This window comes from Enterobacter sp. MGH120, from assembly GCF_001037725.1.
In the GTDB taxonomy this organism is placed as follows: domain Bacteria; phylum Pseudomonadota; class Gammaproteobacteria; order Enterobacterales; family Enterobacteriaceae; genus Enterobacter; species Enterobacter hormaechei_C.
Map to the genome: position 1 here is coordinate 1539135 of NZ_KQ089940.1, position 24737 is coordinate 1563871.

General features: G+C 56.9%; 23 protein-coding genes. 9 read left to right on the forward strand and 14 right to left on the reverse strand.

The genetic code is table 11. The annotated features are described in order from the left end of the window. Positions 1-368 precede the first annotated feature (368 nt). The 6 genes from SK54_RS07290 to SK54_RS07315 form a co-directional block, all read right to left on the reverse strand. Entirely contained in the window at positions 369-1544 is a 1176-nt protein-coding gene (locus SK54_RS07290; protein WP_023295302.1) for a cupin domain-containing protein, read from the reverse strand. A gap of 11 nt (positions 1545-1555) precedes the next feature. After that, entirely contained in the window at positions 1556-2347 is a 792-nt protein-coding gene (locus tag SK54_RS07295; RefSeq protein ID WP_023295301.1) for an HpcH/HpaI aldolase family protein, read from the reverse strand. After that, positions 2329-3072, reverse strand: a complete 744-nt coding sequence (locus tag SK54_RS07300) for an alpha/beta fold hydrolase (protein ID WP_045328307.1) — start codon at positions 3070-3072, stop codon at positions 2329-2331. Before SK54_RS07300 ends, SK54_RS07295 begins: the two co-directional genes overlap by 19 nt. A gap of 8 nt (positions 3073-3080) precedes the next feature. Then, complete coding sequence (locus SK54_RS07305; protein ID WP_023304287.1) at positions 3081-3845, reverse strand: SDR family NAD(P)-dependent oxidoreductase; 765 nt, start codon at positions 3843-3845, stop codon at positions 3081-3083. A gap of 3 nt (positions 3846-3848) precedes the next feature. Next, on the reverse strand, positions 3849-5171 hold the full coding sequence (hisD, locus tag SK54_RS07310; RefSeq protein ID WP_017692807.1) for a histidinol dehydrogenase: 1323 nt from the start codon (positions 5169-5171) through the stop codon (positions 3849-3851). A gap of 75 nt (positions 5172-5246) precedes the next feature. Further along, positions 5247-6485 (reverse strand): MFS transporter, encoded by a 1239-nt coding sequence (locus tag SK54_RS07315; protein ID WP_022651680.1) that lies wholly within the window; start codon positions 6483-6485, stop codon positions 5247-5249. A gap of 308 nt (positions 6486-6793) precedes the next feature. Here SK54_RS07315 and SK54_RS07320 point away from each other — a divergent pair, with 308 nt between their 5' ends. From SK54_RS07320 to SK54_RS07340, 5 genes are all read left to right on the forward strand, one after another. Then, positions 6794-7864: a LacI family DNA-binding transcriptional regulator gene (locus SK54_RS07320; RefSeq protein ID WP_003862277.1), complete on the forward strand. Its 1071-nt coding sequence runs from the start codon at positions 6794-6796 to the stop codon at positions 7862-7864. Continuing rightward, the gene (locus tag SK54_RS07325; RefSeq protein WP_015571630.1) at positions 7861-8832 is read left to right on the forward strand and encodes a nuclear transport factor 2 family protein; all 972 of its coding nucleotides are present in this window, start codon (positions 7861-7863) and stop codon (positions 8830-8832) included. Before SK54_RS07320 ends, SK54_RS07325 begins: the two co-directional genes overlap by 4 nt. A gap of 105 nt (positions 8833-8937) precedes the next feature. After that, entirely contained in the window at positions 8938-10080 is a 1143-nt protein-coding gene (locus tag SK54_RS07330; RefSeq protein WP_015571629.1) for a nuclear transport factor 2 family protein, read from the forward strand. Continuing rightward, on the forward strand, positions 10081-11376 hold the full coding sequence (hisD, locus tag SK54_RS07335) for a histidinol dehydrogenase (RefSeq protein ID WP_015571628.1): 1296 nt from the start codon (positions 10081-10083) through the stop codon (positions 11374-11376). Between the two features lie 53 nt (positions 11377-11429). Next, positions 11430-12800: an amidase gene (locus SK54_RS07340; protein ID WP_015571627.1), complete on the forward strand. Its 1371-nt coding sequence runs from the start codon at positions 11430-11432 to the stop codon at positions 12798-12800. On the opposite strand, the gene SK54_RS07345 is transcribed toward SK54_RS07340, so the two are convergent. From SK54_RS07345 to fliE, 8 genes are read right to left on the reverse strand one after another with little or no spacing between them, the layout of a single operon-like run. Then, a complete protein-coding gene (locus SK54_RS07345; protein ID WP_023295297.1) occupies positions 12797-13216 on the reverse strand; it encodes a flagellar protein FlhE in 420 nt (139 codons plus the stop codon). The genes SK54_RS07340 and SK54_RS07345 overlap by 4 nt on opposite strands. Continuing rightward, positions 13213-15306 (reverse strand): flagellar biosynthesis protein FlhA, encoded by a 2094-nt coding sequence (gene flhA, locus SK54_RS07350; RefSeq protein WP_048246980.1) that lies wholly within the window; start codon positions 15304-15306, stop codon positions 13213-13215. The genes SK54_RS07345 and flhA overlap by 4 nt, the downstream gene beginning before the upstream one ends. Beyond that, a complete protein-coding gene (flhB, locus tag SK54_RS07355; RefSeq protein WP_048246982.1) occupies positions 15306-16451 on the reverse strand; it encodes a flagellar biosynthesis protein FlhB in 1146 nt (381 codons plus the stop codon). Before flhB ends, flhA begins: the two co-directional genes overlap by 1 nt. A gap of 18 nt (positions 16452-16469) precedes the next feature. Continuing rightward, positions 16470-17111 (reverse strand): protein phosphatase CheZ, encoded by a 642-nt coding sequence (gene cheZ, locus SK54_RS07360; protein WP_015571624.1) that lies wholly within the window; start codon positions 17109-17111, stop codon positions 16470-16472. A gap of 5 nt (positions 17112-17116) precedes the next feature. After that, entirely contained in the window at positions 17117-17503 is a 387-nt protein-coding gene (cheY, locus tag SK54_RS07365; protein ID WP_015571623.1) for a chemotaxis response regulator CheY, read from the reverse strand. Further along, the gene (locus tag SK54_RS07370) at positions 17493-18554 is read right to left on the reverse strand and encodes a protein-glutamate methylesterase/protein-glutamine glutaminase (RefSeq protein WP_017692814.1); all 1062 of its coding nucleotides are present in this window, start codon (positions 18552-18554) and stop codon (positions 17493-17495) included. The genes cheY and SK54_RS07370 overlap by 11 nt, the downstream gene beginning before the upstream one ends. Beyond that, positions 18551-19405: a CheR family methyltransferase gene (locus SK54_RS07375; protein ID WP_015571622.1), complete on the reverse strand. Its 855-nt coding sequence runs from the start codon at positions 19403-19405 to the stop codon at positions 18551-18553. Before SK54_RS07375 ends, SK54_RS07370 begins: the two co-directional genes overlap by 4 nt. Positions 19406-19420: 15 nt before the next feature. Then, entirely contained in the window at positions 19421-19744 is a 324-nt protein-coding gene (gene fliE, locus SK54_RS07380) for a flagellar hook-basal body complex protein FliE (RefSeq protein ID WP_020480519.1), read from the reverse strand. A gap of 264 nt (positions 19745-20008) precedes the next feature. On the opposite strand from fliE, the gene fliF reads away from it, so the two are divergent. From fliF to fliI, 4 genes are read left to right on the forward strand one after another with little or no spacing between them, the layout of a single operon-like run. Next, positions 20009-21679, forward strand: a complete 1671-nt coding sequence (gene fliF, locus SK54_RS07385) for a flagellar basal-body MS-ring/collar protein FliF (RefSeq protein ID WP_045333244.1) — start codon at positions 20009-20011, stop codon at positions 21677-21679. Next, a complete protein-coding gene (gene fliG / locus SK54_RS07390; protein WP_015571619.1) occupies positions 21676-22662 on the forward strand; it encodes a flagellar motor switch protein FliG in 987 nt (328 codons plus the stop codon). The genes fliF and fliG overlap by 4 nt, the downstream gene beginning before the upstream one ends. Then, complete coding sequence (locus SK54_RS07395) at positions 22649-23353, forward strand: flagellar assembly protein FliH (RefSeq protein ID WP_017692817.1); 705 nt, start codon at positions 22649-22651, stop codon at positions 23351-23353. Before fliG ends, SK54_RS07395 begins: the two co-directional genes overlap by 14 nt. Beyond that, positions 23350-24723, forward strand: coding sequence for a flagellar protein export ATPase FliI (fliI, locus tag SK54_RS07400; protein WP_048246984.1), 1374 nt, complete (start codon positions 23350-23352; stop codon positions 24721-24723). Before SK54_RS07395 ends, fliI begins: the two co-directional genes overlap by 4 nt. The last annotated feature ends 14 nt before the right edge of the window (positions 24724-24737 follow it).

Sequence of the window (24737 nt, forward strand, 5' to 3'; positions counted from 1 at the left end):
TAATTATGATTTAAGTTAGGGTAAATCATCTGCTGTATGATATATTTCAAAGAATCGCATTAATAAAATATATTTTCGGTTTGGGTTTGGATTCTGCTACGCATAAAAATAAACTGTCGACTTCACATATTTCATAAATAAAAAGGCCGCAAATGTGGCCTTTCTGAGGGGGGAGGTTTAGCCGAAAGAGATAATCCCCATTTCAATCAGTGCGGCGAGCGTCAGAAGAATAAAGAGGATAACGACTATGGGTCTGTACATTTGATTTTCCATCCATGTTTATCATGCAATCCGTTTTATGTGCATCATTATTGATGATGGTGCAGGCGATCCCTGCCCCCCTATTTTGCGCCACTTTGCCGTAAAAATCAGTTAGCTGCTGGCACTTTTTCTACTTTTTCTCCGGCCCGACGGGCCGTGGCTGGCAGGATGTCGGCATCCGCCACGTAGCCATCAGGATCGAGACAGCGATTGTGTTCTCTCGCCTGGTGCAGGATCGCTTCGTCCCAGTACAGGCGCTTACGCTGATCGCCCCGGGTCGTCAGAATAAACTCCACATTGCCATCAACCGCGCGGTAGCGGCGCCAGCTGTTTGCCGGAATGGAGATCACCGAACGTTCCGGGGCGATAATGCTGACTTCCTTACCCGCCTCGTTCCAGGTCACCTCCAGCTGGCCTTTAAAGACCATGATCACCTGAATATCCGGGCAGAGATGGCGACCGACAATGTGGTCGTCAGCAAGCCGCAGCCATTCGACGGAAAAACCGTGCGGGCTCAGGATAGCGGGAGCGGAATCCCGATCCTGTGAAATGCCGAAACCGATAACCGGCGCAATTTCGCCGCCGTGTCCCGGCAGCACCGAGTCCAGCAGTCCCTGCGCTGACCAGCAGCGATCATCGCCGGTTACCGCACGCTGGCGCATCTCCTCAACGCTGTAGTCACGCAGACCGGCAATATATTGCTCTGACAGCGGCGTCAGCAGCGTGGCGGGATCGGGCGTTGGCTCACCTGCCTCCTGCGCAATCAGCATATTATCCTTGCTGAGATACATACCGTACTCGCTGGCGGCCGCCAGCACTGACGGGTGCCAGATGATGCCGCCCGTGTTGTCCCCGCCGAGCACGGTAAATACCATGCCGCAGGTATCTTCTTTACTGACGTTGGTGAAACCGCGGAAGATCCAGGTCGGTATTGAGAGGATGGTGGGCGCGCTAAATTCCGCTTCATGCTCGCCGTTGGCGCCCCAGCGAAAACGCCATGTCCCTTCATGGATCAGGAACACTTCTGCGGTGAAATGCAGATGCAGGTTATTGGTTACCCCTTTCGGCATAGCCGCCGCGCCAATGTTAAAGCCGTGCGGCTCGGGGATATTAACAATCTGCTCGCTGGACTGAGTTACACCCGGGCCGATGAAGGAATAGTTTTGTTTGAGATGCGAACCGGGCAGCTTGCAATCAATAAAAGCAAGATTGCAGGAAACCATATCGTCGGGGGCGATTAACCGTGTTCGTGCCTGGCTCTGGGTAAGATGGATTGTTTTCATCATTTCTCCTTTTAATAACCGGATGCACCGGTGGTAGGGATGGCGTTGCCGCGGGCGAGGGCAATTGCTTCACGTGAGGCGCGACCCAGCTGCATAACGTCGTTTGCAGGGGTAACAAACTGGAAACCCTGCGCAATACGCGCTGCGGCGGCCGCGCCGGAAGTGCAGAAAATACCGGCAATCTTCTGCTGCTGGCGGCAGCAGTGAATCACCCGCTCAATAGCAGCAAGCATTTCGGGATGTTGGGATTCGGCGCTGGCGCTGCCGGTCAGCGTCAGCGAGAGATCGTTGGGGCCAATAAACACACCGTCCAGTCCTTCGGTATCAAGGATGGCGTCAAGATCCGCCAGCCCTTCGCGGGTTTCGATCATTGCCAGCGTCAGGATCTCGTCGTTAGCGTGCTGTGGATAATCACTGCCGCCGTAGAGTAGACCTCTGGCCGGACCAAAGGAGCGAACACCCAGCGGTGGATAGCGACAGGCAGCGACAAAACGGCGAGCCTGTTCCGCGCTGGAGATCATTGGACAGATTACGCCATACGCGCCGGCGTCTAATACGCGCATGATTTGCGCCGGATCGTTATCTGCCACCCTCACCAGCGGCACGGCAGGCGTGCTCGATAGCGCCTGTAGCATCGACAACGCGCTGGCAAAATCAATCATGCCGTGCTGCAAATCGACGGTGACGGCGTCGTAACCCTGATGGCCCATAATTTCCGCGCTATACCCGGACGGGATCGCCAGCCAGCCGTTAACGATTGGGGTATTTTCCAGAAATGCGGTCTTTAAACTGTTTTTGCGCACTGTATGCACTCCGTTATCCACTGACGCAGCAGCGGCGCGATCTCATCCGGGGTTTCCTGCGGAATAAAATGCCCGCCAGCCTCCACCGTATGCCTGGTCACGTTCGCGTTGCCTGCTGCCAGTAGCTGATGATGATGGGGCGTGCAGATAACGTCCTGCGCGCCGTTTAGAAGTAATGTGGGGCAGGAGAGGGCGTTAAACGCAGCCCGGTTGTCCTGCCGGTGAATGGCCATTTCCGTTTGCTTCGCAAAGGTCTCAATGCCGCACTCTTGCGCCATTCGGCAAATAGTCTCTTGCAGGATACGATCGGACAGACGTGACGGGGCGACATAGCTCTGCCACAGCGAGGAGACCAGCCAGTCGGCCAGGCCCCGCGCCTGTGCGGTGTGTACCGCTTCCCGGCGTGAAGCGAGGGTGTCTGGCGCAACGGGCAACGGATTAACGGAAATCAGCGTCAGCCCGTTCACTCTTTCTGGCGCGTCGGCGGCCATTTGCAGCGCGACAATCGCGCCGAGCGAAAAGCCTGCCAGCAGAAAGCGCGGCGGCAGAACCTTTAATAACCGCCGTGACGCCTGCGGCGCGGACTCTGCGCCCGTCAGCGTGATGCACAGCACCGCTGAGACGTTCAGCCGTTCAATGACGGGCTGCCAGAGCCGGGCGTTACACAGCGTGCCGCCAAGCAGCACCAGTGGCAGATCGGTATTGTCCAGAAGCGGATATTCCATTGCATCCCTCACGTAGCCGTCCAGCCGCCGTCAACCATCAGGGCGCTGCCGGTGATCAGCCCGGCGGCCTCAGAGGCGAGGAACACCACCGGCCCCATAATGTCCTCCAGCCTGCCTGGCCGGCGCAGTTTGATGTTGTCCAGCACATAGCGGCGAAATGCCGGGTCGGCGAGCGACGAACGCGTCAGGTCGGTTTCAATGAAGGTCGGGCACAGCGTATTGACACGGATCCCCGCATCGCCCAGCTCCAGCGCCATCGTTCGGGTTAACCCTTCAAGCGCGAATTTGGAGGCACAGTACACGCTACGCTCGGGGCCACCAACGTGTCCCATTTGCGATGAGATGTGAATAATCGATCCCCCCTTACCGTCCGCCCGCATTCTGCGCGCCACATGCTGGCTGATAAAAAAGGTGGCGCGCAGGTTAAGCGCCATCACCGCATCGAAATTTTCCTCGTTCACCTCAAGAAACGGCTGGTGGCGGGCCAGCCCGGCACTGTTCACCAGAATGTCGGGCGTGGGCAACGTCGCCAGCACACGCGCCACCTCCTGAGTGTCGGTAATATCCAGTTCCAGCGGGTGAAATGCGAGACTGTGTTCCGCTGCCAGACCTGTGGCATGCGCCAGCGCCTCGCGGCCCCGGGCGGCGATCCATACCTCTGCTCCCGCCTGTGCGAGGGCGACGGCGGCGGCGAAGCCAATCCCTCTTGACCCGCCGGTCACCAGCGCGCGTTTGCCGTGCAGGGTGAAAGAGGGCGTTTGCAAAAGCGTCATGACTTACACCTTTTCCCTGACCGGGGCCGGTGTAGCGTAGGGAACTTCCGTCTGGCCATAACGGCGCACGCGAATATTGGCCTGCTCGGCATGTCCGGCGAACCCTTCCAGCAGCGACAGACGGGAACAATAGCTGCCGATTTCGGCAGTGGCTTCGTCGCTGAGGACTTTCTGGAAGGTGCAGGTTTTCATGAACTTGCCCACCCACAGGCCGCCGGTATAACGTGCGGCTTTCTGCGTGGGCAGGGTGTGGTTGGTGCCGATCACCTTATCGCCGTAGGCCACGTTAGTACGCGGTCCAAGGAACAGCGCGCCGTAATTGGTCAGGTTAGCCAGGAACCAGTCGTCCCGGTCGGTCATCACCTGAACATGTTCGGAAGCGATACGATCTGCCTCCAGCAGCATCTCTTCGTGGCTGTCGCAGACGATAATTTCCCCGTAGTCCTGCCACGACTGGCGGGCAATGTCGGCGGTAGGGAGCTTTTCCAGCAGCCGTTCCACTTCGCTGAGCGTCTCTTTGGCAAGTTGAAGCGAGTTCGTCAGCAGGATGGCAGGGGTGGTGACGCCGTGTTCGGCCTGGCCCAGCAGGTCAGTGGCGCACATTTCCGCGTCAACAGTGTCATCGGCAATCACCAGCGTTTCCGTCGGACCGGCAAACAGATCGATACCTACCCGGCCGAACAGCTGGCGTTTGGCCTCCGCAACGAAGGCGTTACCGGGCCCGACCAGCATGTCGACCGGTGCCAGCGAGTCCGTGCCCAGCGCCATGGCGCCTATCGCCTGAATGCCGCCAAGGGCATAGATTTCCGTTGCGCCAGCCATTTTTTGCGCCGCGACAATCGCCGGGGCGGGCTGACCGTTAAACGGCGGGGCACAGCTGATGATTCTTGAACACCCCGCCACGCTGGCAGTGATGATCGACATGTGCGCGGAGGCGAGCAGGGGATATTTTCCGCCAGGCACGTAACATCCTACGGCGTTAATCGGAATATTTTTATGTCCGAGGATCACCCCGGGACGCGTTTCAATTTCCAGGTCCCGCAGACATTCTTTCTGCGCGCGGGCAAAATTCGCCACCTGCTGTTGGGCAAATTCAATATCCTGAATATCCTGGCGGCTTAACTGTTTTATGCAGCGGTCAATCTCCGCGGACGTCAGACGATAATCCTGACGGTCATAACGATCGAATTTAATGGATAATTCGCGAATGGCTTTATTTCCGCGTTTTTCAATATCCGCAAGTATTTGTTCAACCGTTTCTCTTATTTGCTGGTTGGCTTGCTGGCGCTCTTCGGTAGATTTACCGGTTTTTAATTTCCAGGACACTCGCTTCTCCTTACCTTTTTCAGATGTCAGTTGTCCTCCCGGCGAGCCGGGAAAGGGTGTTTACTTCAGAAAGGGTTATTGATCCGGCGCGGCAGCGTACGCACCGTTTTTTAATAATTGGGCTGAGGTTTGCGTTTTACGGGCATATACCCATCGAGCGGACAGCGGCGTGGCAATAGCGGCCACAACGGAAAGGGCGGCAATCAATATATAACCGGACGACAGGTTAATATGTTGCATCATTACGCCCATCATTACCGGCCCGACAAACATGCCGCAGGAATAAATGGTCTGGAATAGTCCCATTCGCGTGGATTGTTCATCAGACGAGGTATTCACTACGCTGAGCGACATGAATGCGGCAAAGGCCATACCGAACGAGAACCCCGCCAGCGCCTGCCACAGGTAAATCACATAGATATTGCTGGTAAAGGGAATGCCGAAAGTGGAAATCACCTGTAAAACGATGCCGAGCACGGCGGTTTTTACCAGCCCAAGGCGCTGATAAAACACCGAGCTGCACAGGGCGATGGCCAGCCCGTAAAAAAGAAGGTGAATGTTACCCAGCAGCGCGAGGATCCCCGCCCGGGCGCCAAGCTGCTCGGCATAGACCGGCGTCAGCGTGTCGCGGGTGGCGAAGGGCACCAGAATGACGACGGTCGCCAGGATGCCAATCAGCCAGACGGAACGGTCGGCCAGCTGCTGGCGCGCGCCGGTAATGCAGGCTTTAAGCGTGGGGGCCTGAACCGGGTCGTGTACGTCCTGAATGCGGGTCGTCAGGATCAACGCCACCAGGGCGGAGATGCAGGAGACAAAAAAGGCGATGTTATTGGCGAAATAGTGAATCAGCACCGCGCCAATACAGTTGCCGAGAAACACGCCGATGGGCCCTGCCAGCGCCAGCAGCGCGACGGCGGCAGGCGCTTCGTTGCGACCGAAGTAACGCATGAACAGGATGTTGTACAGTACCCAGGTCGCCGCCGTGACACCGTCTGCCGCTTTCGCCAGATACAGCGTAATGGCGTTGGGTTCAAGCCAGGCAATCGGCCAGGCGATAATTGGCAGCAGCAGGCCAATCTGGATGAAGATCCTGCGGCTTTTAACCACGTCGGAAATAATGCCTAACGGGAAGCGTATCAGAAGGGTTGCCAGACCGGACGCGCCCATGATGATGCCCATGATCTGTGGCTCAATGCCCTGGTTGATCATCATGGGGGCCAGGAATGCATCAATGCTATGAATGCAGATAAAGAACAGGATGCTGATGATGAAAAAGAGCCGGGCTTCCCGACGGCGTAACAGTGCTTGAAACATGGTTTTGAACCTCTTAAGAATTAATGGGTTATAACCAGTCAGGGACGACGTTTACCGGTTCAATCCTTTGGGCGACTCCTGTTCTCTCCGGTACCATTGACGGTATGAAAACTCTTTGCATACGTATTCAAGATTTGAAGTTACGAAAAGGTTTCACATTTGTAAAGTGATCTCGATCTTGTTGTGAGAATTTTAATTTTTTGTGTTGCATACGCATGCAAAGGTGGTGTAAGTATAAAAAACACCCACTTGCTGAGGCGTTTGAAGCACGCGCAAATGGGCAGGACGTTGATAAGGAATCAGGGGTAATGAAACGTAAGACTTTTGCAGCAGTCACATCCCAACAGGTCGCTCAGCTGGCGGGGGTATCGCAATCTGCGGTGTCGCGAACGTTTACGCCGGGGGCCAGCATTTCACCGGCAACGCGTGAAAAAGTGCTGAAGGCAGCGCGCGAGCTGGGCTATCGCCCGAATGCGATCGCCCGTTCGCTCAACACGGCTCGTTCGCGCATTATCGGTGTCGTCATTTCTTACTTTGATAACCCCTTTTACTCGCAGGTGCTGGAGGCGCTGGCGCAAAAGCTGGATACGCTGAACTATCACCTGCTGCTGTTCGTTGGCGACCGGGAAGGTAACGTAGACCGTATTTTTGACCAGATTATGCAGTACCGGGTGGATGGCATTGTGCTGGCCTCGGTGACGCTGTCGCTGGAGTTATCCGAGGAGTGCCTTGCCGCCGGGATCCCGGTAGTGCTGTTTAACCGCAGCGAAGAGAGTGGCATGGCCTCCAGCGTCAACAGTAATAACGAAGCGGCCGCGCGGCAGATTGCCGAGTTTCTGCTGGCGGGGGAGCACAAGCGTTTTGCCTACGTGGGCGGCGTGGCCGATTCCCCGGTCAATATCGCCCGCCAGCGCGGGTTCATTTCCACGCTGGAAGAACATGGCATCACCGATGTCCGGGTGGTGCACGGGAATTACGACGCTCAGCAAACCACCCGGGCAGCCTATACCCTGTTTTCGACGTCGCCAGCGCCGGATGCGGTCTTTGTCGCCAACGATCATATGGCCGTCACGGTAATGGATGTGGCGCGCTATGAGTTTGGTTTGCGCATTCCGGAGGAGGTCTCCGTTGTCGGCTATGACGACATCGGCCCTTCCGGCTGGCCCTCTTATGCGTTGACCTCGGCGTCGCAGCCGGTCGGCGCGATGGTGGATGCCACGGTGGAACTGTTAATGAAGCAAATTGACAGCGGAACCATAGAGCCTGAACAGATTACGGTGCCCGGTACGCTGGTGATACGCCACTCGGCGCGTCGCCCACGCAGCGGCGTTATCGAAACCAATGGTTTAACGCTATTCCAGTCTAAGGAGCGCACATGACCAGATTGCGGGGCTTCAGCCCTCAATTCGACTCTATCCAGCAGTTCATTTTGACGCTGACGCACGTGGTGTGGGAGCAGAAAGATATCGGCCAGCTGGCGGATTTTTACGCCACGCCGGTGGTTTTCACTACCCCCGAAAAACAGCTGCATGAGCTTTCCCAGTTTATGCGCCTGACGCTTGAGGCGATGCACAGCTTCCCGCAGCGAGCGGTGCTGACGGAGGATATTCTGTGCAGCCAGAACCCGGGGGACGAGTACTATGCGGCGCAGCGTACCGTAGCCCGCATTCAGCACCAGGGGGAGGGATTTTTTGGCCCGCCGACCGGGAAAAATGTCTGGGTCCGCACCTGGGCCGATCGCATCTGTGTTGATGGTGCCGTACGCCAGGAGTGGCTGCTTCAGGATCGTGCCGCGATTGTGGCGCAACTGGGGCTGGATGTCCGCGACTTTGCTTTTAACCTGGCGACCATGCGCCAGCAGCTTGGGCTGGAATCTGTGTCTGCTGAGACGCTTGACGCCCGCTGGGCGGGTGGGCCTGAGGGCGACGACGTGGAAGGGGCGCTGGCCGGGGTCGTTGAGCGCTACTTAACGATGTGGGCGGGCGGTAACAGCGGCGTGGTGCCCGGTCTCTATCACCCGGCGGCGACGCTGTACGCGCCGGGGCACTGCCTCTGCACCGGCGAACAGGAAATTGGCGCACAGCTTTCCGGTTATCGCGCTTCATTTGCCGACAGCGAAACGCAGCTTCATCACCTGATTGTGCGTAAAGATCCTAATGAGCCGATTCGACTTTCATTGCGCTGGTCGTTGTTAACCTGGCATGACGGTTACGGCAAATTTGGTGCGCCGACCCGTAAACCCATATCAATTACCGGTATCAGCCAGCTTGAATTACGTGATGGTTTAATTTTCCGTGAATATCTGGGGATCGATGAATTAGCGATTTGGTCGCAAATATTTAATTAATGGGGCGGCAGCCCCCTTATTCCGGCTGCAAAAAATAACCGTGTTTAATTCACCCTCACTTACGGGTGCGGGTTCTTATTGTCTGAAAACAGAGCAGGAGTTTATATGTCTTCCACCGAAGCAACAAATAAAGCACCAGCCGTACCCGAAAAAAGCAGCGTGAAATCGCTGAAAGAGGAACCTGTATTACAGGTGGAACGTCGTGATTTTGTCGATCTGGTACCGGAAAAAAGACCGCGCGTGCAATCATTACGCGGCTTTGATGACTGCTATACCGATATTGTCGATTATATCGTTCGCTGCACCCATAAAATATGGGACGAGCGCGATGTTGGCTTAATTTATTCTCACTATACCCATAACTGCGTGCTGTATAACGCGCTGGGGACACTCTATAACCGCGAACAGGTGGTACAGGATACGCTGCAACGCTTAATTGCCTTCCCGGAACGGCGCGGAATGGCAACCCAGGTTATCTGGAACGGAAATGATGTTGACGGTTTTTATACCTCTCACCTGGTGACGGGAAGCGGGCGGCATACCCAGCACAGCCATTTAGGTAAGCCGACGAACCGTACGTTTGTGACGCGTACCGTGGCGGATTGCATGATCCACGAGAATAAAATTTATCGGGAGTGGGTGGTCAGCGACAATATGTCACTGATGAAACAGCTTGGCCTGAATACCGATCAAATCGCATTTAATATGGCAAAGGAGCAGTTCGATAAAGGCTTCCGCGTGATGGACATCGGCGAAAACGGCCGTATGCTGGGGCAATATCCGCCGGAGATGGAGTGCGATGTTTCCATTGCGCACACCGATACGGAGGAGCAGTGCCTGCGCTGGCTGCATGAGATCTACAACCGCCGGATGTTTGGCAAGATCAAAGAAGTGTATGCGCCTAACGTACAGTGGCACGGTCCGCTGATGAAAGAGCTGTACGGCACCGCGGCGGTAACCCATCAGACGCTGGCGCTGGTGGGGATGATCCCTGACGGCGCGTGGCTGCCGCAGCATATTTGTTCCAACCCGTGCGATGAAGGCGGCGTCAAAGTGGCCGTACGCTGGATTATCGAAGGACATCACCTGGGTTACGGCGAACTCGGCAAGCCGACCGGAGAACGACTGTTCGTGATGGGCATGTCGCACTACCACATCGTCAACGGAAAAATTGTTGATGAGTGGGTGGTTTATGACCATCTGGCGCTGCTGGCGCAGATCAAACTCGGCCAGATGGAGGACGCGTAAATGTTAAATCAGGTGAGCTGGATTAAGCGCCCGCAGGGGCAGGATGCGCAGGCCGATCGTTCCCTGACGGAGAAGGTCAGCGCCATTATCGAGCGCGTGAAAACCGAGGGCGATACGGCGCTAAGAGCCTTTTCGCAGCAGTTTGATCATGTCGTACCGGCGCAGTTTGAGGTGAGCGAGCAGGAGATTGCCGAAGCACTGGAGGGGATGGATGCCCAGACGCGCCGCGACAGTGAGTTTGCCATTAATCAGGTGCGTCGTTTTGCGCAGGCGCAGCTGGCGACCATGCTGCCGCTGGAGGTAGAGACGCTGCCTGGCGTGCATCTCGGTCACCGGATCATCCCGGTGCAGACGGTGGGCTGCTACGTGCCGGGCGGACGGTATCCGATTCTCTCCGCACCCGTGATGTCGATTGTTCCTGCGACGGTGGCGGGCTGTGAACAGATTATCGCCTGTCTGCCCCCGGGCGCCCATCCGGCGATGATTGCAGTTTGCCATCTGGCGGGCGCGCACCGCATTTTCAAAGTTGGCGGCGCGCAGGCCATTGCGGCTATGGCCTGGGGAACGGAGAGTATTCCGTCGGTGGACAAAATCGTTGGGCCAGGCAACGCCTTCGTTAACGAAGCGAAACGCCAGGTGTTTGGTCGAGTCGGCATTGATGCCCTCGCCGGGCCGAGCGAGATTTTCACTATCGCCGACGACAGCGCCGATCCGCGCATTCTGGCCGCCGATATGCTGGCGCAGGCAGAGCACGATATTCATACCCGCGTCGGGCTGGCGACAACCAGCCGGGATATCGCTGAGCGTACCCTGGCGGAGGTTGAGCGTCAGCTTGCCAGCCTGCCAACGGCCGCCACGGCGGGCGAGGCGTGGCGCCGGCAGGGTGAGATTGTGCTCTGCGAAGATGAAGCGCAGCTGATTGCGTTTGCTGACCATATGGCGACGGAGCATTTGCAGGTGCATACCCGCGATCCGCACGCGACGGCAGCGAAGATCCGCAACTATGGCTCGCTGTTTATTGGTCAGAACGCCAGCGTGGTGTTCTCCGATAAATGCTGCGGCACCAACCATACGTTACCGACGATGGCGGCGGCACGCTATACCGGCGGTCTGTGGGTAGGGGCATACGTCAAAATCTGTACCCATCAGTGGATTGACGAGCAGGGTATCCCGGCAATCGCAGAACCGGCGATCCGCCAGAGCCGTACCGAGGGGATGCAGGGGCACCGACGGGCGGCGGAAATTCGTCTGCGTCCGCAGGACATTGATGCCATTACTACCGGCATGCGGGACTAAAACGTATCCCGGGCAGCCTTCTGCCCGGTTTTCAGCACGGGGAGCCTGAGACTATGAAGCGCCTGATACCGCCAGACGACTGTCCGGAGGAAATTGCCCGCCGTCTCGACGTCATACAGCAGCACCGGGCGCTCAACGCGATCCTCGGGGTTAACCCTGACGCCATGTCTCAGGCGGAACAGCATCAGCAGCAGCGTCGGCGTGGAGAGCCGATCGGCCCCCTGCATGGCGTGCCGCTGATCGTCAAAGATAATATTGCCTGCGCGCCGATGCCGATCACCCTTGGCTGCCGTGCGCTGGCCTCACTTAACGCGACAGCGGATGCTCGGGTCGTGCAGCGATTGCGCAGAGCGGGGGCGATTATTCTTGCCAGGGCCAATATGTCCGAGTTCGCGTTCGATGTGCGCTCGCGTAGCTCGCTGGGGGGGGATGTGGCGAATCCACTTTGCCCGACACTCACCGCCGGAGGTTCCAGCGGAGGATGCGCCGCGGCGGTGGCGGCTGGAATGGCGGATGGCGCATTGGGCACCGATACCGGCGGCTCTATCCGCATTCCCTGTAGCTATACCGGGCTGGTGGGGCTACGGCCTGCCTTTCGCCGTTCACAGCTGGACGGCGTGGCGCCGCTCTCACCCAGCAAAGATACCGTTGGGCCAATGGTACATAGCGTTGAGGATGCCGCCTTGCTGCATGCGGTGATCCATGGCCTGCCGCCGGTTGCGCTTCCTGTGCGTTCGCTGAAAGGCGTTCGCTTTGGCGTGGTGACCGCGTTACAGGGAGAGGATGAGGTACAGCTGGAAGTCTGGCAGTCGGCGCTGCACACGTTGCGCCGTGCCGGAGCGACGCTGGTGGAGGTTTCACTCCCCTTCCTTGAAGAGGTGAGGCAGGCCACCTGCCTCAGTCTGTATGAATTTCGCGTGGCGATTGACGACTGGCTTAGCAAACAGCCTGGCGCTCCCTCCGGACTGACAAGCATTGTGGACTCCGGCGCTTTCCTGCCAGAGTTTGCGCCGTTTCTACGTCAGATGCTGGCGAGTAACACGCTGAAAACCCCGCTCTGGCTGGCGGGGCGTCGCTTTCAGCGCCTGTTGCGGCAGAACCTTTGCCAGGTGGCGGAGGTGCAGCGCATCGACGGATTTGTGTATCCCACCGTACAACGATTACCAGAAAGTATGGCGAAGATGCCGCCAGGCTGCGCGCCGGAACTGGCCGCCATCAGCGGCCTGCCTGCCATTACGTTGCCCTGTGGCGTAAGCCGTATCGGGCTGCCGGTAGGGATGGAGATGTTATCGGCGCAGGAGGATGAGACGATGCTGATGACGCTGGCGCTGGCATGTGAGGGGGCGCTGGGCGGGATAAATGAGGTGCTGAGGTTTAAGGCAGGATATCGCCAGAGCGGTACCGTTTGTCAGAACCTCTCTTAAAGCGCCGATGGCCCCTTGCCGCGATACCTTATTGTGATTTCATTTTTCAGTATTGTCAGCGGCGGCGTCATTTCGCCGCGCGCTACCGACTGATACTCAAAGCGAAAGGGGCCCGCGGCCGGGAAACCCGCTGGCAACGGGATTTCGCCCGCCAGTTCCCTAAGCATCAGACAGCGCAGGTTGTTACAGACGCGAATGCGAAAGCCCGGCGGCGTGGGGCCGTCCGGTGTAATCTTCCACAGCAGATGCGTCGGCGTAACCCCTTTCGGAAGGGGGGCGGCGGGCTGAACTGGACGACTTTTCAGTACCTGCTTGCCGCGCGACAGCGTGCCGCCAAAACTATGGCTGCTCCATGAACCGTCCGCAGCAAACGCCGGTGGCGCAAGCAGCAGAACAAGCAAGGCGGCTCTTATCACGATTTACCTCCAATGAGATACGTCATTCTCACGTTGCGCTGAGTGTTTATCTCCTGGCTGGAGAGCACTGCAAGCTGAGGGAAGATGCGACGAAGATAGCGGGACAGCATCAAACGCAGCGCCGGGGTCACCAGCAGAACCGGCGGCGCACCCAGCGCTTCCTGATGCTGCAACGCCTGCTCGGTCTGTTTCATTAAATTCTCGGCAATTCCCGGCTCGATAGCGCTTCCGCTCTGGGTTGCCTGTACCAGCAACTGCTCAAGTGACATATCAAGGCCGATTATTTGGATATCGTCGTCGCCAGGGAACCACTGCTGCGTAATCGCCCGGGAGAGGCGAGCGCGCACGCGGGCCGTCAGCTCGTCAGCGTCAGACTGAGGAGTGGCATACTCAGCCAGCGTGTCGATGATGGTCCGCATATCGCGGATCGGCACGCGCTCGGAGAGCAGATTTTGCAGTACTTTGTGCAGCGTGGTCAGGCTGATTACCCCGGGGATCAAATCCTCTATCAGCTTCGGCGACTGTTTGGTGAGCTGGTCAAGCAGCTGCTGCGCCTCCTGGCGACCGAAAAGTTCGTCCGTGTGGGTGCTGATAAGGTGGTTCAGGTGCGTAGCGACGACGGAACATGGATCGACTACGGTATAGCCCAGCGTCTGCGCCAGCTCGCGATGGACTTCATCGATCCATAGAGCGGGAAGTCCAAAGGTTGGTTCTTTACAGGGCGTACCGGGCACTTCTCCCTCTGCACAGCCTGGATCGATCGCCATCCAGCGATCGGGCTGGACCTCGCCTTTACCAATCGTCACCCCTTTTAGCAGAATACGATAGTGAGTCGGCGGCAGGTCGAGATTATCGCGAATATGAACTGCTGGCGGCAGAAAGCCCATCTGCTGCGCGAACTTCTTACGAATACCCCGTACGCGGGTTAACAGCTGGCCCTGCTGTTCATGATCGACCATAGGGATCAGTCGATAGCCAACCTCCAGCCCCAGTACATCTTCCATCTGTACGTCAGACCATGTCGCTTCATTAACCTGCGCCACGTCAGCTTCAGCTCGGGTAGGGGCGGAGGGGGCGGCGCCCGTTTTTTTCGCCTTACCTTCCTGGCCCCGCAGCCACCATGCAATGCCTAAAAGTGAGGAGGTAAAGAGTAAAAAGACCAGATTGGGCATGCCTGGGATTAGCCCCAGCAAACCAATTACGGCCGCAGAGAGGGCAAGCACGCGAGGCGAGGTAAACAGCTGGCCGACCATCTGCTCGCCTACGTCCTGCTCGTTGACCACACGCGTTACAACGACACCTGCCGCGGTGGAGATCACAAGACCAGGGATCTGCGCAACCAGGCCGTCACCGATGGTCAACAGCGTGTAGGCTTCTCCCGCTGCGCTGAGGGTCATATCATGCTGCATTACGCCGATAATCAGGCCACCGATAATGTTTATTGCCATGATCAGCAGGCCTGCGATGGCATCGCCACGCACAAATTTGCTCGCACCGTCCATGGAGCCGTAAAAATCTGCCTCCTGAGTCACCTCTTTTCGACGGCGTTTGGCCTCCTCCTCGCCGATCAGACCGGCGTTCAGGTCGGCATCGATTGCCATTTGTTTACCGGGCATACCGTCAAGGGTAAAGCGAGCGCCCACTTCTGCAATACGCCCGGCCCCCTTGGTGATGACCATAAAGTTTATAATTATCAATATGATAAAAACGACGATGCCGATGGCAAAGTTGCCGCCTACCAGGAAGTGGCCGAAAGCTTCGATGACCTGGCCCGCGGCGTCAGCGCCGTTATGGCCGTGCATCAGGATAACGCGCGTTGAGGCGACGTTTAGCGCCAGGCGAAGCAGCGTTGAGAAGAGCAGTACCGTCGGGAAGGCGGAAAACTCCAGCGTATTCTGGGTAAACATGGCGACCAGAAGGATCATGATCGCCAGTACAATATTAAAGGTAAACAGCAAGTCCAACACGAAGGTTGGCAGCGGCAGGATCATCATCGCAAGGATCGTCATGATCAGGACTGGACCGGCCAGTACCTGCCACTGGGTCTCCTTGATGCCGGGCAAACGTAATTTGGTGGCGATATTAGCCATTACTCTTTACTCTCTTGTGCAAAATCGAGCGCCGGGGGAACCGGCAAATCTTTAGGTTCTGTTGGGCGCAAGCCAAAGCCTTTACGCCACCGGCGCAGGCTATATACCCAGGCCAGGACTTCGGCAACAGCGTTATATAATTCACCGGGCACCGGCTGACCCGGCTCGCAGTGCCGGTAAAGCGCACGCGCCAGCGGTGGCGCTTCCAGCATCGGAATCCGATTTTCTTCAGCCATCTCGCGGATGCGCAGGGCAATAAGTCCACTGCCGCTTGCGACGACGATCGGTGCGCCCATGGTGCCTTCCTGGTACTTCAGCGCCACGGAATAGTGGGTCGGGTTGTTGACGACCACATCGGCGGTGGGCACCTCGGCCATCATGCGGCTTTGTGCCATCTGGCGCTGAATCTGCCTGACGCGACCCTTAATGTGCGGGTCACCTTCCTGGTTTTTAAATTCATCCTTTATCTCCTGGCGGCTCATTCTCAGCTTCTTAAAGTTGCTCCAGAGCTGATAAATCACGTCGAAGGCCACCATGGGGATCAGTGACAAAATCACGTACAGCATGCAGCCAATCAGCAGGTTGCTGATGTCGTTTAGCGCGCCGCCCAACGGTTCATACATTAGATTGATGAACCTGCTTTTATTGAGCAGTAAAAACAGTCCTCCCCCCGTGGCGGCCAACAGCACCTTGAGGATGCTTTTGATCATCTCTGATACCATTTGGGCAGAGAAAAGACGCTTGATACCGGTGACGGGATTAAGTTTTTTAAGATTAACCTTTAGCGCCTTACTGCTTGCGTTCAGGCCGCCGATAATCGACGGTGCCGTTATTGCGGTCACGTACAGCCCGCCGGCGAAGGGCAGAATGGCGAGAAAAGCCATGCTCAACAGCGAGGCTGCACGATGTAACATATTCTGCGGGTCGCGGATCAGCAGTCGATCAAAGGTCAGCCCGTTGTGCAGAATAGATTCAAGCTGCGTCGCCAGATGGCTACCTGCGCCGACGATAAGCCCCCAGCCCACCAGAAGCATGGCAAGGGTGGTCAGCTCGCGCGAACGCGGAACCTGACCTTCCTCCCGCGCTTTCTGTTTTCGGTGGGGTGTGGGGTCTTCTGTTTTGTCGCTCTCGCTCTCTTCAGACATAGTGTTGGCCTGGGGTCATCAAAAGCCCAGCGACTCCAGCAGGTCATCCACCTGTTCCTGAGAGGCGACAATCCCGGCGACGCTGGTATCAATCTGCGGGCCGTTCTTGAGATGGGCGTCACCGCTCTGTTCGATACCCGCGTCACGTTCGCGCATGTTTTCAACCAGCACGCTGATCAGCTCGGTTTCGACGGTCTGAATCACCTGCATCAGGCTTTGTAGCACCTGGCCGGTGAGATCCTGGAAGTCTTGCGCCATCATTATTTCGGTGAGCTGTTGGTTGGTTTGCTGAGCGGTGGCCGGCACGTCCAGCAGAAAGGTACGTGTCTCTTTCACCAGTTCTCGCGCCTCGTCAAGCGGCTGTGGCTCTTCAAACCAGGCGTCCCACCGTTCAGTAAGCTTACCGGCATTTTCACCTAATCTTTCCTGGAGCGGTCGTGCCACCTCGACGGCCGTCAGCGCGCGATCGGCGGCCTGAGACGTTTTGCCAACAACGTAGTTGAGACGGTCACGCGTGTTGGGGAACGCGTCCGCGACTTCTTTAATGGCCTGCTCCAGGCCAAGATTTGCCATACTGTCGCGCAGCAGCCGGGTTAATTGACCGATACGCAAAAAGAGATCCTTTGGCGGTTCCGCGATCTCGCCAGGCTGAGTGGTCATAGTATTCACCCGAGTTTTTCAAAAATTTTGCCAAGCTTTTCTTCCAGCGTGGCGGCAGTAAACGGTTTAACGATGTAACCGTTGGCACCCGCCTGCGCGGCGGCGATAATGTTTTCGCGCTTTGCTTCCGCAGTAACCATCAGTACCGGCAGCTTTGACATCGCCGGGTCGAGGCGAATGGTTTTCAGCAGCTCAAGGCCATCAAGGTTGGGCATATTCCAGTCGCTCACAACGAAATCAAACTCACCGGCGCGCAGCTTGTTCAGCGCGTCCTGGCCATCTTCCGCCTCTTCAATATTTGAATAGCCCAGATCCTGAAGCAGGTTACGTACGATACGTCTCATGGTGGCAAAATCGTCCACCACCAAAAAACGCAGGTTTTTATCCGACATGTGTGTTCTCTCCTGAACGTCGTGGTTTATGGCTGAAACTTTCCAGCAGACGCTGGCTAATTTTATTGAGATCGACGATTTCTCGGGCAGCGCCAAGGGCAATCGCTTCGCGAGGCATACCGAACACCACGCAGCTCGCTTCGCTCTGAGCGAGGGTAAACGCGCCCGACTCCCGCAACGCCAGCAACCCACGTGCGCCGTCGGCTCCCATTCCGGTAAGGATGGCGGCGCTGGCATGTGCGCCCACCAGCTGTGCAACGGAGTTAAAGAGAACGTCTACCGACGGGCGATGACGGTTGACGGGGGGCGCGTCGGTCAGCCTGACGGCGTACCCTTTTCCGTGACGGACGATCTCCATATGCTTATCGCCGGGGGCGATCAATGCCGTACCCGGAAGTACCGGATCGCCGTCATCCGCTTCATGCACCTTTATCTGGCAAAGTGAATCAAGACGCTGGGCGAAGGAGCGGGTAAATCCAGCAGGCATATGCTGGGCGATGACGATGCCGGGGACGCTGGCTGGCAGCGGCGTTAATACCTGGCGCAGCGCCTCCGTCCCGCCGGTCGAGGAGCCAATCGCCACAATGCTTTGCGGATCCACGGTAATGCCCCGCAGTATCGGCGAGGCCACTTCAGCCTGACGTCCCAGTTTTGCCTTCGCGGCAATGCGGATCTTCTCTGCGACCTGCACACCCCACAGTTCCAGATTTCCGGCGATACGCTGATCGGGTTTGGCCAGAAAATCGACGGCGCCGTGTTCCAGCGCGGCCATTGTCGCCTTCGAGCCTCGGGTGGTCATCGAGGAGATCATCACCACCGGCATTGGACGAAGGCGCATCAAGCGGGAGAGAAACTCCAGCCCATCCATTTTCGGCATGTCGATATCCAGCGTCAGCACGTCGGGGTTCAACTGCTTAATCATCTCGCGTGCGATCAGCGGGTCTGGCGCGGTGCCGACCATCTCCATATCTGGCTGTTGATTGATCACTGCGCTCAGGATGTTGCGCATGAGCGCAGAATCATCAACTGTCAGCACCCGTATCCGTTTCACCGTAAGGCCTCCGTAAGTTCATACACCGACTGGCCGCGAAGCCTGAGTGGAATGTGCGGATGATTAAAATGTTCAGAGTGACCAACAAACAGCAGGCCGTCTGGCTTCAGCATGCGGGCAAAGCGCTCAAGCAGACGCTTCTGCGTCGGCGCATCGAAATAGATCATCACGTTGCGGCAAAAGATGGCGTCAAACGGTCCGGGCAGCGGCCAGCTGTTGTCCAGCAAGTTGAGCCGCTGATAGTGAATAGCGGCCAGCAGTTCTGGCTTTACCTTCACCCGATCGCTGTTCTCACCCGAGCCGCGCAAAAAATAGTGGCGTTTTTGCACCAGGGTCAGCGAGTGTAGGTCGGACATGCGGTATACCCCTGCCTCCGCTTTGGCCAGCACCTCGGTATCGATGTCAGAGGCCCAGACGCGTGGCCCTCCCGTCGCGCTCCCCAGAGTCTCGTCCAGCGTCATGGCGATGGAGCAAGGTTCTTCCCCGGTGGAAGCGGCGGTACACCAGACGCGGTAGCCGTTGGGCCGCTGACGGGCGTGTTCTGCGAGCACCGGGAAGTGGTAGGTTTCGCGAAAGAAAGAGGTCAGATTGGTTGTCAGCGCGTTGACAAAGTTCTGCCATTCCGGATGCTCGCTGTGGGACTCCAGAATGCTGATGTACTCAAGAAATGTGTCAATCCCCAGCGCCCGTAGCCGCCGTGATAAACGATTAAAAATCATCTCTCGTTTTTGTGCGTTGACTACAATCCCGGCGCGGCGATAGATCAGTTGCCCAATACGCTGTAATTCAGAATCGGATAACGTAAGCTTATTTGGCGATAAGCGCACGGGAATGTCTTTAAATTCACTCATAGACAGGGCGAGGCCTTATACCGGGGTATTCATGATTTCCTGGTAGGCACTGAGCATTTTATTGCGCGCTTGCACACCGAAGCTAAAAGAAATTGAGGACTTCTGCATTGCCAGCATTACGTCATTTAATCCAATATCGCTACTGCCAGACATCCACTGCTGCGTCATTTCTTTCGCGTTAACCTGAGTTTCATTAATTTCATTAATACTGTTGAATAAAATGTCAGAGAACGACGGCGTGTTTTTCAGCGCGGCAGGCTGGTTTCGGCTCATGCCGGCTATTTGCTGTGACTGAGTGTTAATTTGATCGAGTACGCCACGCATTAAAGTTGCTGACATTGTTGACTTCCTGAATTAATAAGGGAAAAGCACACATTTATTACATATCTTTTAAACGTTGATAGTTTAACACGTAGGCAAAATGGCCATAAAATCCAATAAGCGAACATTACTTTAAGCTTATTTATCCTTAAAAAATCGGCCTTTCAGACGATAATGCCCGCCTGAAAATTTCTCTTAATTTGAAATCGTCGTTATCAGCCCTGCGATATCACAGGCGCTGACGCGCATTATTGTGCGTGCTATTTCTTACAGGATCACGGCATGAGTGCCACATTAAATGATTTAACGAATAATCCGGCTGACCGAATTAAATCGGCTCTGTCATGGCTTCGCGCCAGCCCGAAGCTATCGCTGGTCATTTGCGCCGCGGCTGCCGTATCGGTATTAATTGCGCTTATGTTCTGGGCAAAAGAGCCAGGCTATCGCGTGTTGTTTAGCAATATCAGTGATGAAGACGGTGGGGCCATTGTTGCCCAGCTGTCGCAGATGAATGTCCCTTACCGCATCGACGCGCCGGGTGGCGCTATTCTGGTTCCTGAAGGGCAGGTCCATGAAGTGCGTATGAAGCTGGCCCAACAGGGGTTGCCAAAAGGCGGCTCCGTAGGGTTTGAACTGCTGGATAAGGAAAAGTTTGGTATTAGCCAGTTTAGCGAACAGGTTAATTATCAGCGGGCGCTTGAGGGAGAGCTGGCGCGTACTATTGAAAACCTGGGGCCGATCAGATCGGCGCGCGTTCATCTTGCCACACCCAAGCAGACGATGTTTGTGCGTGAGCAAAAACAGCCGACGGCTTCCGTTACCGTCAACCTGATTCAGGGGCGTACCCTGGATGAAGGACAGGTCATTGCCATTACCCATCTGATTTCCAGCGCCGTGACGGGGCTGACGGCAGAAAATGTCACTATCGTCGATCAGCGGGGTGAGCTGCTCACCCAAAGTGGTTTGCGCGGCCTGCAAACGTCACAGCTGAAGTACACCAGTGAGATCGAAAGTGATTACCAGCAGCGCATCCAGCGAATCCTGGCGCCGCTGGTGGGCAGCAAAAATATTCGCGCCCAGGTCACGGCGCAGATTGATTTTACCCAGCAGGAGCAGACGCAGGAGCAGTATCAGCCCAACGCCGATCCGCAAAAAATGGTGATTCGAAGCCGCCAGACGAGCCAGTCCGAGCAGGGTAACGGACGCGGCAATGGCGGCGTACCGGGCGCGCTGACGAATCAGCCGCCAGCGCCTGCCACTGCGCCACTTACGCAGCCGCTTGACAAGCCTGCCGCTCAAACCAGTACCGCTGGTACCGGAAATGACCGTTCACAGCCCTACAACAATCACAACGATGAGACCACCAATTTTGAGGTCGATCGCACGCTAACCCACATTAAAAATGCCATGGGGCGCATCGATCGTCTTTCAGTCGCGGTGGTGATAAACCATCTGCCGCAAGGCGCTGAGGGCAAGCCGGGTCCGCTGAGTGAGGCTGAACTGAACCGTATTAATGCTCTGGTTAAAGAGGCTGTCGGCTATACGGCCTCACGCGGCGATAGCGTCAATATTTTGAACTCGCCGTTTAACGGGGTTGAGGAAGAGGAACTCCCGCCATTCTGGAAACAGGATAAGTTTTATCAGTTGATGATGGCGATTGCGCGTTATCTGGTTATTGCGATTATCGCCTGGGTTATGTGGCGTAAGCTTGTTCATCCGGCCTGGATCCGCCATCAGGAAACCAGCCTGCGCCGCATGGAAATGGAAAAAGAGGCGCGTCAGGAAGAGCTGGCCGCCCGCAAGAAAGCGTCCGAAAAGGATGCGCGTGACCGCGCTCAGCAGCGTGTGGATACGGAACTTAACAGTCAGCAGCTGCGCGAACTGGCGGAACAAGAGCCGCGGGTTATTGCGCTGGTTATTCGTCAGTGGATGAATCAGGAGCTCAAATCATGAATGCCGCAGAGAAAAGCGCCATCGTTATGTTGACGCTGGGCGACGTCCTGGCCGCCGAAGTCTTTAAGCACCTAAACGCGCATGAGGTGAAGACCATCAGCAGTTCTATGGTCAACATGGCGGGGTTTACCCACGATCAAATGGCCTCCGTGCTGCGCGACTTTAAAAATGACTCAAGCGAGTATGCCGCGCTGAGCCTTAACACGAACGAGTATCTGCGCAGCGTGCTGGTCAAGGCGCTGGGTGAAGAGCGTGCGTCAACGCTGCTTGAGGATTTGCTGGATACCCACCAGGGTGGAAACGGGATCGAAACGCTCAACTTTATGGATCCGCTGGCGGTATTCGATCTGATTCGTGAAGAACACCCGCAAATTATCGCCACGATCCTGGTCCACTTAAAGCGTAACCAGGCGGCGGACGTCCTGAGCAAATTCGACGATCGTGAACGTAACGACATTATGCTGCGTATCGCCACCTTCGGCGGGGTTCAGCCCGCCGCGTTGCAGGAACTGACGGAGGTACTCAACGGCCTGCTCCACGGTCAGAATCTTAAGCGCAGCAAAATGGGTGGGGTGCGCCCGGCTGCGGAGATTTTAAACCTGATGAAATCCCAGCAGGAAGAGGCCGCCATTGAGGCGGTTCGCGATTTCGACAGTGAGCTGGCACAGAAAATTATCGACGAAATGTTCTTGTTCGAAAACCTGGTGGATGTCGAGGATCGCAGCATCCAGCGTCTGTTGCAGGAGGTGGAAAGTGAAACCCTTATCATCGCCCTCAAAGGAGCAGACGAAGCGCTGCGGGCCAAGTTCTTCCGTAACATGTCGCGCCGTCAGTCGGATCTGATGACCGAAGATCTGGCATCGCGCGGCCCGGTACGTTTGTCACAGGTGGAAGCCGAGCAGAAGACTATTCTGAACATCGTTCGTCGCCTTGCGGAGACAGGGGAAATCATCATTGGAGGCAGCGACGATGCCTACGTTTGATGCCAATAGCGCCGCTCAGTGGCGCAGCTGGCAGCCTGAGGATCTGTTAAACGAAACGGTTGAAGTACCGTTGCAGACGCAGGATACCGGCCATTCTGACGCGCAGTTTAAGGCCGAGCTGGCACGCCTGCGTAAGCAGGCTGAGCAGCAGGGTATTGCTCAGGGATTGGCGCAAGGCAAAGAGGAAGGCCGTCGCGAAGGCTATGAGGCCGGGCTGAAGGAGGGGCGTGAGGCGGGTCTGGCGCAGGGGCTGGAACAGGCTCGTGACGAACGGCAGGCTTTACTGCTCCAGGCTGGAGAATGGGTGACGCAGTGCAAGCTTGCGCTTTCGAATCTCGATAGCCTTATTCCCGGACGTCTGGTTCAGCTGGCGCTGACGGCGGTACAGCAGCTGTACGGCACCCTGAGCGTGGCGGATAACCATGCTCTGCTTGCGCAGATCCGACAGTTAATGAAGCAGGATACCCTGCTCAACGGCCCGACAGAACTGCATGTGAACCCGCAGGATCTGCCCATGGTCTCCCAGGCGATCGGTGAGACGCTCTCCTCAATGGGGTGGTCCTTACAAAGCGATCCCCAATTGGCCGCAGGGGGATGTCGTGTGGTCACGCCGGACGTGGAGTATGACGCCACCATGGAAACGCGCTGGCAGTCTCTCTGTCAGCTCGCCCGAGAGGAATTGTCCCAATGAGCCAGCAGTTAAAAAACTGGCTCTCGGTCATGGATCGGGTGGAAGAGAAGCTCGGAGAGCTCCCGCGCTTTCGTCAGTACGGCAAGCTGACGCGTGCTACCGGGCTGGTGATGGAGGCCGTTGGCCTGAAGCTGCCGATAGGCGCGTTGTGCATTGTTGAACGTCAGACCGGGCAGGCTATTTTACCGGTCGAGTGTGAGGTGGTCGGGTTTAACGGTCAGACGCTCTATCTTATGCCGCTTGAACATGTTGACGGTATTCTTCCCGGCGCGCGCGTGTACGCGCCAGAGGCCGATAAGGGAGCGGGTAAACAGCTGCCGGTGGGGTTACACCTGCTGGGGCGCGTGCTTGACGCTCAGGGCCGCCCCCTGGATGGTCGTCCACCGGCGGGAAAACCCATAGCCGGCCTGTTTACCCCCTCGTTTAACCCGCTTCACCGCGATCCCATCAAGTCCGTGCTCGATGTGGGCGTGAGGGCAATAAATGGCCTGCTGACGGTTGGCAGGGGACAGCGTATGGGCCTTTTTGCCGGCTCGGGCGTCGGTAAGTCGGTACTGCTCGGCATGATGGCCCGTTTCACCACCGCCGACGTCATCGTCGTCGGACTGATTGGCGAGCGCGGACGTGAAGTAAAAGATTTTATCGAGAACATTCTTGGCGAAGAGGGGCTCTCACGCGCGGTCGTGATCGCCGCACCTGCTGACGTCTCACCGATCCTGCGTATGCAGGGTGCGGTTTACGCCACCCGAATTGCTGAGGATTACCGCGATCGTGGGATGAATGTCCTGCTGATAATGGACTCTCTTACGCGCTATGCCATGGCGCAGCGTGAAGTGGCGCTGGCTATCGGTGAACCGCCGGCAACGAAAGGTTATCCACCGTCCGTCTTCGCGCGTCTGCCCGCACTGGTAGAGCGTGCGGGTAACGGTATGCGCGGCGGCGGATCGATAACCGCCTTTTATACGGTTCTGACCGAAGGGGACGATCAGCAGGATCCGATCGCCGATTCGGCGCGCGCGATCCTCGATGGCCATATCGTGCTTTCTCGTCGCCTGGCTGAGGCGGGCCATTATCCTGCTATTGATATTGAAGCCTCTATTAGCCGCGCGATGACGGAGCTAATTCCGCATGTCCAGTACCGCAAGGTTCAGCGTTTTAAGCAGCTGTTGTCGACCTACCAGCGTAACCGGGATCTGGTCAGCGTAGGCGCTTACGTGAAGGGCAGCGATCCGCTGCTCGACAGAGCGATAGACCAGTATCCTGCGCTGGAAGCCTTCTTGCATCAGGCAATACACGAGCGGAGCGGTTACGACGAGGCTATTGCCGCACTGAGCCAACTTTTCCCTGACATCGATGAACAGGCGGGATAAAACGTGAAAGTGAA